The 11907-nt window shown below is 59.0% G+C and carries 13 protein-coding genes; 4 read left to right on the plus strand and 9 right to left on the minus strand.

What is annotated here, in order from left to right:
• Positions 1–22: 22 nt before the first annotated feature.
• On the plus strand, positions 23–1519 hold the full coding sequence (locus ADA16_RS05530) for a dolichyl-phosphate-mannose--protein mannosyltransferase (RefSeq protein WP_414629650.1): 1497 nt from the start codon (positions 23–25) through the stop codon (positions 1517–1519).
• Here ADA16_RS05530 and ADA16_RS05535 read toward each other — a convergent pair.
• The 6 genes from ADA16_RS05535 to ADA16_RS05560 form a co-directional block, all read right to left on the minus strand.
• Positions 1516–2301, minus strand: coding sequence for a zf-HC2 domain-containing protein (locus ADA16_RS05535; protein WP_048759896.1), 786 nt, complete (start codon positions 2299–2301; stop codon positions 1516–1518). The genes ADA16_RS05530 and ADA16_RS05535 overlap by 4 nt on opposite strands.
• Positions 2302–2368: 67 nt before the next feature.
• Positions 2369–2773, minus strand: coding sequence for a DoxX family protein (locus ADA16_RS05540; RefSeq protein WP_048759978.1), 405 nt, complete (start codon positions 2771–2773; stop codon positions 2369–2371).
• A gap of 236 nt (positions 2774–3009) precedes the next feature.
• Positions 3010–4248 (minus strand): gephyrin-like molybdotransferase receptor GlpR, encoded by a 1239-nt coding sequence (gene glpR / locus ADA16_RS05545; protein ID WP_048759899.1) that lies wholly within the window; start codon positions 4246–4248, stop codon positions 3010–3012.
• Between the two features lie 172 nt (positions 4249–4420).
• Positions 4421–5053, minus strand: coding sequence for a GNAT family N-acetyltransferase (locus ADA16_RS05550; RefSeq protein WP_048759900.1), 633 nt, complete (start codon positions 5051–5053; stop codon positions 4421–4423).
• A 30-nt stretch (positions 5054–5083) separates the two neighbouring features.
• Positions 5084–6355, minus strand: coding sequence for a gephyrin-like molybdotransferase Glp (gene glp / locus ADA16_RS05555; RefSeq protein WP_048759902.1), 1272 nt, complete (start codon positions 6353–6355; stop codon positions 5084–5086).
• 79 nt (positions 6356–6434) lie between these two features.
• Complete coding sequence (locus ADA16_RS05560; RefSeq protein ID WP_048759903.1) at positions 6435–7409, minus strand: UTP--glucose-1-phosphate uridylyltransferase; 975 nt, start codon at positions 7407–7409, stop codon at positions 6435–6437.
• Between the two features lie 132 nt (positions 7410–7541).
• Between ADA16_RS05560 and ADA16_RS05565 the strand changes: the two genes are divergently transcribed.
• The 3 genes from ADA16_RS05565 to mscL all read left to right on the plus strand — a co-directional run bounded on the left by ADA16_RS05565 (position 7542) and on the right by mscL (position 9532).
• Positions 7542–8213, plus strand: a complete 672-nt coding sequence (locus ADA16_RS05565) for a 5-formyltetrahydrofolate cyclo-ligase (protein ID WP_048759904.1) — start codon at positions 7542–7544, stop codon at positions 8211–8213.
• A gap of 189 nt (positions 8214–8402) precedes the next feature.
• The gene (locus ADA16_RS05570) at positions 8403–8864 is read left to right on the plus strand and encodes an SAF domain-containing protein (RefSeq protein ID WP_239659355.1); all 462 of its coding nucleotides are present in this window, start codon (positions 8403–8405) and stop codon (positions 8862–8864) included.
• A gap of 251 nt (positions 8865–9115) precedes the next feature.
• A complete protein-coding gene (gene mscL, locus ADA16_RS05575; RefSeq protein WP_048759908.1) occupies positions 9116–9532 on the plus strand; it encodes a large-conductance mechanosensitive channel protein MscL in 417 nt (138 codons plus the stop codon).
• A gap of 60 nt (positions 9533–9592) precedes the next feature.
• Here mscL and ADA16_RS10970 read toward each other — a convergent pair whose 3' ends face one another.
• From ADA16_RS10970 to ADA16_RS05585, 3 genes are all read right to left on the minus strand, one after another.
• Positions 9593–9811, minus strand: coding sequence for a hypothetical protein (locus ADA16_RS10970; protein ID WP_082150661.1), 219 nt, complete (start codon positions 9809–9811; stop codon positions 9593–9595).
• A gap of 2 nt (positions 9812–9813) precedes the next feature.
• Positions 9814–10359 (minus strand): MogA/MoaB family molybdenum cofactor biosynthesis protein, encoded by a 546-nt coding sequence (locus ADA16_RS05580; RefSeq protein ID WP_048759910.1) that lies wholly within the window; start codon positions 10357–10359, stop codon positions 9814–9816.
• Positions 10360–10454: 95 nt separating this feature from the next.
• Entirely contained in the window at positions 10455–11774 is a 1320-nt protein-coding gene (locus tag ADA16_RS05585) for a S1C family serine protease (protein WP_048759912.1), read from the minus strand.
• Positions 11775–11907 lie beyond the last annotated feature (133 nt).

Below are 11907 nucleotides of genomic sequence, written 5' to 3' on the forward strand. Positions count from 1 at the left end.
GCGCCGCGCGAGAAAGCGTTTCCTGCGCCCGATTCCCCCGGTTCCCCCGCTGCCACCACTGCGCCGATGGGATAAATGGGATACCGCCACTTTTGTGGTTCTCGGAATCGCTGCGGCTCTAACACGTTTTATCGGACTTGCTTCCAGGACCGATAACGGCACCCCGCTCTTCGATGAAAAGCACTATGTGCCGCAGGCATGGCAGATTCTAGAGTCCACGCGCGATCCCATCTCATCCGGCATCGAGGACAATCCCGGCTACGGTCTCATCGTGCATCCGCCAGTGGCCAAACAGGTCATCGCCTTTGGCGAGTGGATCTTCGGGTACTCACCAATGGGCTGGCGGTTCATGTCGGCGGTGTGCGGCACCCTGGTCATTCTGCTGCTGATGGATATCGTCCGGCGCATCTCCCGCGGCTCACGGTTGGCTGTGGGCATTGTTGGTCTCTACGCGCTTGCCGACGGAGTGCTATTTGTCTCCTCCCGGGTCGGCATGCTGGATATGATTCAGACCTTCTTCATCGTTGCGGCCGCGTGGGCACTTCTCATTGACCAGGCCGATGCCCGCAAGCGCCTGGAATCCGCTACGGGGCTTGGCAGTTTCGGGCCCTACCTCAGCTATCGGTGGTGGCGGCTGCTCGCCGGCATCATGCTGGGTCTGGCCACCGGGGTGAAGTGGTCTGGCCTGTATTACATTGCGGCATTCGGTCTGTGGTCGGTCTTCACGGATTTGGTGTCACGCAAGAATGCCGGTGCGCGCAAGCCCGTGTTCGGCGCGCTCGTCCGCGATACCGCCCCGGCGCTGCGTGATCTCGTGGTGGTTCCACTGGGCGTTTACTTCTTAAGCTGGCGCTCTTGGTTTGCCGAAGAAACGTCGGTCTACCGCCATATCGCGCCCGAAGAGCGCGATACGGGACTCCCCGGCACCGGCTGGCTTCCCGAGGCCGTGCAGAATTACCTGCATTACCAGAACAGCGTGCTGAAGTTCCATGCCGAGCTGACCACCTCCAATGGGCACAAACACCCTTGGGAATCCAAGCCCTGGGAGTGGCTGGTCAGCTGGCGCCCAATGCTCTACTACTCCACCGAAACCACCTGCAGTGGTGGCCAGGAGTGCAAGGGCTGGCTGATGCTCTTTGGCACCCCGCCCATCTGGTGGTTACTGGTTCCCGTGGTGCTATGGGCCACGTGGCGCTGGCTGGGTCGTCGCGATGGTCGCTACGCGCTACCAGTCATCGGTTTCCTCGCCTCGTGGCTGCCGTGGGTCATCGGTTACGACCGCCAGATGTACTTCTTCTACGCCACCGCGCTGATTCCATTCGTGCTCATCGCCTTTGCTCTGCTTGCCGACGATCTCTCACGCTGGCAGCCCCGCGATAAGCCAGTGGGATTGGTAATCGTTGGCATGCACGCCGCAATAGTGGTGGCCGCGTTTGTGTTCTGGCTGCCGATTATGACCGGCTACCCGCTGCCCCTGAACCACTTTGATTGGCGGTTCTGGTTGCCGTCCTGGAGCTAGTCCCGCTGCGGTGGCACGCCAGTGACCGGCAACCCCGAGGCCGCGCGCCATGCCTGTGCGATTGCCGTCGGCGTATAGCCGCCCAGCCAGACAACTGCCAGTGTCAGAGCGGAAACAAACATCAGGGCCAGGCCTGCGATCTCCGATACTCCCTGGGCACCGATGAAAATGTCACGGACACCGAACCCAATGCTGAACGTGGCGATGGCACCGTAGACCGGCGCCATGCCCATGGCGGCGCGTGGCCGCCAAGCAGCCCAGAACAAGCCCACTGCCAATGCGAGCCGAATTGCCGCGAGTTGGATAGCCAGCCGCGCTCCGAGCTCCATCGGGTCAACGGTGGCAGTGGAACCGTCGACAGGCGCCCGCTCCGTTCCCGTCGCCAGTCCTGCGCCGTCCTGTGGCTCCGTCGGGGAAATTCCAAGAGTCATCATGCCGGAGGCGTCGACCAGTGTCACGATACCCCAGACAGCCCAGCAAATGCCTAGTGCAATGAGCACGCCGCGTGCGGTGCCGGCCATGAGCAGCCATGCGCGCTCGCGCCGGCGACGCTCGGGTTCGATGGAGACCAAAATGCGCTCCGAGAGATCATCCGTGGAAATCTCCGGCATGCCATCGACAGGACCAACTGTAAGGGCGCGGTTCAGCCGCACCGCCCGCTCATACCAAGTTCGGCAGTCCTCGCAGGCCCCAAGATGGGCATCGATGACTTCATCGGCAATACTTGCCGGCTCGCCATCGAGGCGAGCTGACAATGCTGCGCGAATTTCCTCGCACTCCACGGGGAATCTCCACCGCCTTTAACTCTTAAGGGGGTTGTACCTACTGAGGTCTTTACCTAATGAGGCCTTATCTGATGAACTGCCTGTCCAAACTGAAACGACCGGCTCCGAAGACGAAAATCATCACCAAGCCGCCGATAAGTGACATCACAAACTCCGCGCCATTGTCGCGAATAAACAGGCCATTGCCCAGGTGCATCGACCACCAGGCACCAATCATCTCAATAATGAAAATCATCGCCACCGTCGGGGCCAACAGCCCCAGAATCAGCAATGCGCCACCGACTAGCTCTACCAGGGCGACAACCCACACTGTCAGATGCGCCTGTGGGATATTGGCAGCGACAAAGTAACCGGTTGTCTTGTCGATACCGGTGATAAAGATTTTGTCCCAGCCGTGGCAGATGAAGATAATTCCGAGCATTAGGCGGAGAATCACGAGCGCGATATCGCGCATTACCGGTCGATCCATGAGGGACATGCTACCCGACGCCACAGCCAAAACGCGGTAGCACTACGGCGGCAACCGAGTAGTGGCTTTAACACGCAAAAAGGCTTCTCCCAACCCCTCGGGAGAAGCCTTCCGCCAAACACACCCGGTGTGTCATGTCTTAGGTAGTGACATCGTAACAGGCCGAGTTTCTAACAAAAAATCGCGCTGACGTGCTCAGATAACTTTAAGGTTGTTCTACGGCTGAGCTCACTGGACTAGCTCACGCGAGCCTGCGGTATTTCGTCGTAATCGTCGTCGTCAAAGCTGTAATCGGTGTAGGCCAAATCAGCGAAATCTGGATCCTCATCATCAAGTTCAACCACTACGGCACCCGGACGGCGCAAACGCTGTGGGATACCCAGCTCGTCATCCTCGCGGTTACGCACACCCAGGCGGGCCATCTTCATACGGCGAATCCGACGGGCGCGCAGTTCCTGCTCGGCACGCACGGTGCGACGCAGATTGACCAGGTAGAGAGTCATCAGGCCGACGCCAATAAGTGGAATCCACCAGGTCCAGCCACCGACGAAAACGGCGATAATAACCGTAACTGCGATGAACGCGGCCAGGCCAGCAACTGAGCGGCGACGGCGCGCAAAGCGAGTCTCCGCGTAGTGGGCATCTGAAATCGGGTCGAACCCACCACGGCCACGGCGCTTTTCAGCAAATGCGTAATCATCTTCGGTCAGGGTGTCATCAACAGCGACTGAGTCATCGCTGGACTCGGCAGTGTAATCGCTGGCGTTCTCGACGGTCTCGTCGAGTTCTGCCTGCTCGTCCTCGATGTCAGCTGTCTCTGCAGCCTCCGACTCGGCTTCTGCATCAGCGTCCTCGGTGTCAACCTCAGCACCAGAATCAGCTTCAGCGTCAGTCTCAACGGCATCTTCGAACATCAGGTCATCGGCGTCGACGAATTGACGGCGAACGTCCATGCTCACATCAGAAGTGGACTCATCGGCACGAACAGCATCACCCTCGGCGGAGGCGGCGACGGAATCAGATTCAGCATCCTCGTCATCGGAGACGTCCATGTCAGAGTGGTCAACGGGCTCAGCAGCGGTTTCCTCGTTCGCGAAATCATCCACCTGCGGAGTCTCATCCTCCGCATCTGCTGCTTCCAACTCGTAGACGATATCGCCGTCAACGACGGCCGGGTCGGCCGCCTCGTCCACGGTGTCGTCGATAAGCACGTCGCTGACATCGAAGTCATCGTCGACCTGCGCGTCGACGGTTTCGAGAGAGTCGTCGACCTCTTCAGTCACGCGCACGTCCGACTTCTTGAAAGACGGACGACGACGCGTCGTGGCCAGCTCCTCGCCACCGCGATGCAGCACCCGAGTCTTGCCCAGCGCATCGGAGGTACGACGAATCGGCTTGCGCGTATTGACCACCAGCGGGGCCAGCACAAACAGCCACAGTACAACGATGAGTATCAGCAACAGTGAAGTTGACATATTTTGCGTCTCCTTGCGACTTCGCCCGGGGTTTCGCCGTCTCTCCCCGGCCCAAATACGCCACCCCCATGCCCTTCCACAGAGGCTTTTACGAAGGCAGAAGCGTATCTAGAGCGAACTCGCCCAATAGTAGAGTTGTCATAACCCTATCGGCGTGCGTTACTCAGACTACTCAGGCGCGCCGCTGCGGTGGATATTTCTCCGCCTCTTCATATTGCGCGCGACCACTCGCCACGATCAGATCCACCGCGCTGTCCTCGCCCACGCGGGCATAGGTCAGATGATCGCGCCACGCGCCATCCATATGGAAGGCTTCCCGCGCCACGCCCTCGTGCTCGAACCCACAGTTTTCCAGCACGCGTATCGACGGGACATTGCTGTCCAACACGGTTGCTTCAATTCGGTGGACCCCAATTTTCTTGGCATAGTCAGATGCCAACGCCACTGCTGCAGTGGCAACTCCCCCACATGTAAAGTCGCTGCCGACCCAGTAGCCAACCCAGGCGTGACCAACGGGGAAAGGTGTAATACCGCCGAGTGTGAGCATGCCAGCGAACTGGCCGTCTACCTCAATAGTGGAGACAATCATGTCTCCCGCAGCTTCTGAACGACGCCAACTGCGCAGGTTACGACGGAAGACAGATACCCTGTGAGCGCTATCCCAATCGTCCTCGAGGGTTGGCTCCACGGGCCGCAAAATGAGCTCGTCGCGCAGCCGCATTGCCCGCCATGCAGGGGCATCAGAGCGCTCTGGCGCACGCAGGCGGACTCGGCCACCACTGGTGACTAGACGAGAAGTACGCACGGCAACAAAACTCGCGGTGGTGAGCTGAGGTTAAGCCTGGCGCGCCATGAACAGCACGTCAACGACATCTCCCGGACGCACGTGAAGTACGTCTTCCGGGATCACGATCAGGCTGTTAGCTTCCGACATACCGGCCAAAAGGTGTGCTTGCGCACCGCCGGAGCCTCCCAGCGGTTGCACCATGTACTCGCCGGTCTCACGGTCACGCATAAGCTGGCCACGGACGTACCCGCGGCGCTTTTCCGCCGACTCAATCGGACCGATAGCGCGTGCGGTTACGGCGCGGCGGCGCGGGTTGCGCTTACCCAGCGCCAGGCGAATGAGCGGACGAACCATCACCTCAAAAACGACTAATGCACCGACCGGATTCGATGGCAGGAGAAACGTTGGGATTTTGTCATCTCCCAGCACACCAAAGCCCTGGACCGAGCCAGGATGCATAGCGATGCGGGAAACATCAACCTCGCCCAGTTCAGCCAGAACACGGCGGATCTGCTCTCCCGCGGCACCGCCGACTGCCCCCGTAATGACCAGGAGTTCACTGCGAATGAGCTGGCCTTCGATGATTTCCCGAATGCGACGGGGTTCACCGGTGGCAATCCCCACTCGGTGTACCTCAGCTCCAGCATCGCGGCCAGCTGCTGCCAGCGCGTAGGAGTTGACATCGTAGACCTGGCCGAGCCCCGGGGTGCGGTCGACATCGACCAACTCATTACCAATGGAAATCACGGACATACGCGGCTTGGGGTGCACCAGAACCTTCGAACGCCCCACCGCTGCCAGCAATCCAACCTGGGACGGCGAAATTACCGAGTCCAAGGACACCGCCACGTCACCCGGCTGCACATCATCGCCGACCTTGCGCACAAAGTCACCGGAGTAGACCGGATGGAGAACATTAACTCGGCGGCCACCGCGATCGGTCCAGTTTAGGGGCACAACGGCGTCGGCAAGCGATGGCAGCGGCGCGCCGGTTTGAACACGCACGGCCTGCTTCGGCTGTAGGCGCATCGGGTGATGCGAACCGGCCGTCACCTCACCGACGACGGGCAGCTCGACCTCACGAAAGTCGACATCACTCTGACGCGCATCCGGATGCAAAGAACCCGATTCGCCGATGATATCGACAGCGCGTACCGCATAACCATCGATGGCGGACTGCACGAATCCCGGCAACGGCTGCTCAGCAATGACATCTTCAGCGCACAGCATGCCGAGGGACTCCGAAATAGCAACGCGCACAGGATCAGGCATCACAGCGTGCGCGGTGATTGCCGCCAACTGTTCTTCCACAGAACGCATGATTTACCTTCCTCGGCACCAACCCGCGGTGCGCTTCATTGCTATTCAGCTTTTCAGTACAGGCCCTTATATAAAGACTTTAAGCCTGTTCATCCTGTGCCAGTCGCTGCTGCATGTAGTCGCGCAGCCCCTCGCCGTAGTCCGGATGCCTGAGTCCAAAGTCTACGCAAGCGCGAATGAAGCCACCAGGATTTCCCAGGTCATGACGGAAACCCTTGTGGACAACCACATGGACCGGATGCCCTTCCTGAATCAGCAGCTCAATCGCATCGGTGAGCTGGTATTCACCACCCTTACCGCGCGGAATACGGCGCAGTGCATCGAAGATGGCGCGATCCAGCAGGTATCGCCCGACTGCGACGAAGTTCGACGGAGCATCGGCGGGATCTGGCTTTTCCACCATGCCCTTGACACGCTTCACATCGTCCCAATCATCAGCGTCGGCTGCGTTTTCACCGAGCTCACCCGACTCCGCCGGGGTGGCGTCCTCAATATCGAAAACACCGTAGTTGTAGACCTCTTCGTGTGGAATTTCCAACGCACACAGCACCGAGCCACCGAAGCGCTCGCGCACTTCCGTCATGCGATCCATCACGCCCACTGGGAGCACAAGATCGTCGGGAAGCATGACAGCAACGCTGTCCTCATCGTCTGCGAGCAGCGGCTCTGCGACCAGCACTGCATGCCCCAGGCCCAGCGGTCGATCCTGGACCACGGACTCCACACGAATGACCTCGGTGGCGCGGCGTACTTTCGCTGCAATTTTGTCCTTGCCACGCTCGGCGAGCGTCTGCTCAAGATCCGGGCGTGGGTCGAAATGCCCGAGCACCCCATCCTTACTCGGTGCCGTGACAATAGCCAGGCGTTGCGCACCACTGGCGGCGGCCTCTTCAGCAATCATCTCGATGCCCGGCGTGTCAACCACGGGCAGCAATTCTTTCGGCACTGTCTTGGTAGCAGGCAAGAATCGCGTACCCATGCCCGCGGCGGGAACGATGACAGTTCGAACCGGAGTAGTCATGTCCGAACCAGACTCTTTAGACGATGAGACCATAAAGGCAACGATACCTATATAACTTCCATTTGCTCGGAGGCTGACCCCTCTTTTTCAGCGCATTAATCAGAAATTTTCTCACGGCGCAACGACCGAGTCCGCTCCCACACCTGGCAGAGTAGGTTTACAGGTATGGCTCCGCTTCCCGAAACCACGTCCGACCTCAAAGCCCAGACCCGGCGCGAGGTACTCGTCGCCCGCGCCGCCAAGAAACAGCATGAACGCATGCTTGACGACGAAGCCCTCGTACAGCGGTTGCAAAAATGGGTGTCCACCACCGTCGGCGACCTGACGAATCCCGTCATTGCCGCCTATGTCCCCGCTGGTGACGAGCCAGGCGCGAGCGTTTCCAGTTCGACTGATGGTGAGCCCGGCCAGGGCTTTGTGGAGGCTCTCGCCAACGCGGTTCCCGGAGCACGAATTCTGCTTCCCGTCTGCCCGCCCGGTCCGCCACAGCCGCTGCACTGGGGTTACTACAATGGCAGCTTCCACGTGGGGCGATTTGGCCTCTTGGAACCGGTTTCTGCGGAAAGCGCCGCTGGCCCAGCTGAGCTGGGTGCCGCCGACGTGATCATTCTTCCTGCAGTTGCGGCCGACCCTGCAACCGGGATGCGGTTAGGACGAGGCGCTGGATATTACGATCGCAGCTTGGCTTTTGCCCGTCGTGACGGTGATGCGAACAGGGCGAGAGCTGCCATCGCTGTTGCGGTTTTCGACACCGAGTTGCGCACGGGTCTTGCCTACGATGACCACGACGTTCCCGCCGATTATGTGATTACGCCGACTAGGGTTTCGCAGATTTAATGGAACCAATTGCGGGTTTTTCGCGCCTAACTTAATATGAGTCCAAAAAATTCGTCCCGGTTTTCACTTCGATTCCGAAAGCCCCGCCCCACAACTATTCGGCGCACCGTTGCACTCACTGTTTTCCTGTGCGCAGTCGGGCTGGCTGCGGTGGAGTCATTAACACCCCGCAGTGGCCACGTTCGGGTAGTGATCAGCGCCAAGTCCATTGCCGCTGGCGCATCGATTGCGGAGCAAGATGTGACTATCAAGGACATTCCACGGGACCTCGTTCCCAGCGGCGCCGTAACAGACATTACTTCTGCACAGGGGCGCACTCTGGCCACAGGCATGTCACCGGGAGAGATACTTACAGATCAGCGAATGGTCGGCCCTTCGCTTGCCAGGTCGCTGTCCGGATCGTCGGAAAGCAAAATTATTGCCATCACCTTGGCTGATACGGGCATTGTGTCTGCTCTTCGCACTGGTGACAGCGTGGATATTGTGTCGACCGCGGATGAGCGCGGGATGGCGGCACCGCTTGCACACGGGGCGAGAGTGGTCAACATCGTCGACGATGAGGTGGTTTTGGTTGCACTGCCCACCGGCGCTGCGGAGGTGGTGGCGGCGACATCGCTGGCATCCCCGCTCACACTGTTACTCGCGGGATAGTGACCAAAATCTCACTAGTTATAAAATTTTATGGCCCTGAACAGCGCTTTTCATAGAAAGTTGACTTGTCCTACAACTCCGCGTGAGGCTACAATGGTCAGGCAATTCAAAACTACGATTAGAGCTGAGAAGAGTGGCACTGCCAAACAACGCACTGCTCCGTTTCTCAAATCGTATGGGCCTGCACTGAGCAACGCGATGACTCACAGGTCTCGTTTGGTTTGTTCCGTTTCTACAGAAGGAAATTTCCTATGCTTAAGGGCTTTAAAGAGTTCATCATGCGCGGCAACGTCATCGACCTGGCGGTCGGTGTTGTCATCGGTGCTGCGTTCACCGCAATCGTCACTGCTTTCACCGACAGCCTGCTCGAGCCGCTGCTGAACGCCATCGGCGGCGCTGAGGTCACTGGCCTTGGCTTCGAAATCATCAGCGGCAACCCGTCGACCTACCTTGACTTCGCAGCTGTCATCACCGCAGTAATCAACTTCCTGTTGGTCGCAGCCGTCGTCTACTTCATCATCGTTGCTCCGATGAACAAGTTCAACGAGATGCGTGAAGCTCGTCTGGAAACCTCCGCTGAGCCGGAGGTCACCGAGGCTGACCTGCTGACTGAGATTCGTGACCTGCTGGCAGAGCAGAACAGCAAGCCGTCATCGGGACTGAACTAGCCTCTAGCTGCTAGCTGCGGGCTTCTGACAAGAAGCTAACTAACGCCTTTTACACAGCGCTCATCCCCAATGGGGTGGGCGCTGTTTTGTCCAGTAGTCCGCATCAAAATCACGAGCATCTTCGGGTGATTCATCGTGATAGCGCACTGTGCGCGCAGTTTTCACGCTGCGTGACTGGACAAAGTTTTTCGCCGGTGCGCCTGCGCGACGACGCTGCCTACGGCGGCCACTGTGCGGAGCAGCTTGCTCGGGCTGATCGGGCTGCTTAGCGTCGCCCATTCCTAGACGCTCCAGCGGCAGAGGTCCTCAAGCACATGAGAGACCAGCGGAAGAATGGTGGCCATGCCATCGCGCACTGCAGCGCGAGACTCCGCGAGGTTGATAATTACCGTCTGGCCGGACACACCAGCCAAACCGCGGGACAGCCCCGCATCCAAGGCTCCAGCTCCCATACCGGAGTTACGAATAGCCTGCTCGATGCCCTGCAGTCGAACATCGAGAACCTTGCGGGTGGCATCCGGCGTCTTCGCACGGGGGCCAACACCAACACCGCCAAGCGTGACAACCAAATCCGCGCCACCAACGACGGCAGTATCAAGAGCCTTCCGAATTTCACGCTTCACTGCGCCCGTGCTGACCACCGCATCGACCGAGTAGCCGTCTTCTTCCAACAGCTCAACCATGAGCGAAGCCGCATCATCCGGATTCTCGAAATGATCGCCCACTAGAACAACAAACGCATTTCGGACCTGGCCGTCATCATTGATTAAACGCTCCATCTCAGCGAGGTTAACGTCACTGGGCTCAGTGCTCACGGTTTCACTCATCTGCTCTATCTCGCTTTCTGCCACAGCTATTCACTCGAAGTTTCACTCGAAAACTCTTCCACAGATGGTGAGGGAATACTCCACCACGCTGCCAATCAATCCTGGCCTTCTGCCAGGGTGACATCGACCGTTCGCTCGTTGCCGCCTCGCTCATCTGTAACTGTAAGTGTGACAGAATCCCCGATTCGATGCGACCGAATGGCCGCAATTAGCGCAACGCCGTTGTCAAGTGTGCGGTCATCAACCTTGGTAATCAGGTCACCGTCTTTCAGCCCCGCTTTATCGGCTGGACCGCCCGGTGTTACCTCTCGCACCAGCGCACCACGGGCAATCGGACGCGAATCAATCTGGGCACCAATGACAGGCATCCGCGCCTTGCCGGAATCAATCAAATCTTCCGCTATCCGACGAGCCTGATTAACCGGAATTGCGAAACCAAGGCCAATACTTCCCGCCTGCTCCGAGCCCTCACTGTTAGAGGCGATCACACTGGGCACACCGATGAGGTTGCCTTCCATATCCACTAGCGCTCCACCGGAGTTACCCGGATTAATCGCTGCATCGGTCTGAATCGCATCAATGACCGAGGACTGACCATCCTCACCAGCAGCAGTGACCGGGCGGTTCTTTGCGGAGACAATGCCCTGCGTGACAGTGGAGGTCAGTCCCAGTGGCGAACCGACGGCCACCACTTCCTGGCCAACCTGAACCTGCGAGGAATTGCCCAGCGAAATTGGGCGCAGCCCGTTGACACCTTCAATTCGAATAACGGCAATATCAGTGGCTGCGTCCCCTGCAACCAGGGTGGCCGGGTGCGTCGTGCCGTCGGAAAGCAGGACTTCCATATGTGCGTCCGGGCCCGCACCTGCGACAACGTGATTATTCGTCAGCACCAGGCCGTCAGACGACAGAATGGAACCTGACCCCGAAGCCATACCCCGCTCCGAGGCAGTGGTGATGGAGACGACACTGGGAAGGACCTTCTGTGCGACCTTCTCCACTGACCCCTCAGCTGCTGCTACCTGGCGGGTTTCCGCAGGCTTATCCAGCGCGTTGTCCGCGGGGACTGACGGCTGCGAGCTGTGAACCACCCATGCGCCGACGCCACCGCCAATACCGGCCGAGCACAGCATCAGTGCAGCAACTGCCAGCGCCCCCATCCCCTTAGCGCCCTGAGAGCCCTTGGTCTTTTGCTTTCCGGCTGCAACTTCCCACTCCGATCCGCCTCCGTATGCGCCGTTCGGCTGAGGCGGGATGCTGTTGTAGTGGGAATCCTCCCAACCGTGATCATTGGCGGAAAACTGGTTCGTTTGACCAGCATCCCCGATGGCACGGTTCCCGCTGAAGTTGTGAGATTGCGGCGAGTAATGGCCCCGCCCATCTCCCCGCGAGGAATCGTTGAAAGAGTTGCTCATACGTAATACCTTGCACTGTCTGTCTAACAATTGGCTGAGAACAGTCTGCGGTCTCGCCGATAATTCACCCAATGAAACACCGATTCCCCGCCACACGCTGCCTTAAAAGACCGTGTACTGCGGGGATTACACC

Source organism: Corynebacterium vitaeruminis (assembly GCF_001054325.1).
GTDB classification, from domain to species: Bacteria; Actinomycetota; Actinomycetes; order Mycobacteriales; family Mycobacteriaceae; genus Corynebacterium; species Corynebacterium vitaeruminis_A.

Excerpts from the sequence above, each read along its gene's own strand:
- ADA16_RS05540 (WP_048759978.1), bottom strand. The coding sequence starts at position 2,773 with ATGGATCGACCGGTAATGCGCGATATCGCGCTCGTGATTCTCCGCCTA.
- glpR (WP_048759899.1), bottom strand. The coding sequence starts at position 4,248 with ATGTCAACTTCACTGTTGCTGATACTCATCGTTGTACTGTGGCTGTTT.
- glp (WP_048759902.1), bottom strand. The coding sequence starts at position 6,355 with ATGCGTTCTGTGGAAGAACAGTTGGCGGCAATCACCGCGCACGCTGTG.
- ADA16_RS05560 (WP_048759903.1), bottom strand. The coding sequence starts at position 7,409 with ATGGTCTCATCGTCTAAAGAGTCTGGTTCGGACATGACTACTCCGGTT.
- ADA16_RS05565 (WP_048759904.1), top strand. The coding sequence starts at position 7,542 with ATGGCTCCGCTTCCCGAAACCACGTCCGACCTCAAAGCCCAGACCCGG.
- mscL (WP_048759908.1), top strand. The coding sequence starts at position 9,116 with ATGCTTAAGGGCTTTAAAGAGTTCATCATGCGCGGCAACGTCATCGAC.
- ADA16_RS10970 (WP_082150661.1), bottom strand. The coding sequence starts at position 9,811 with ATGGGCGACGCTAAGCAGCCCGATCAGCCCGAGCAAGCTGCTCCGCAC.
- ADA16_RS05580 (WP_048759910.1), bottom strand. The coding sequence starts at position 10,359 with ATGAGTGAAACCGTGAGCACTGAGCCCAGTGACGTTAACCTCGCTGAG.
- ADA16_RS05585 (WP_048759912.1), bottom strand. The coding sequence starts at position 11,774 with ATGAGCAACTCTTTCAACGATTCCTCGCGGGGAGATGGGCGGGGCCAT.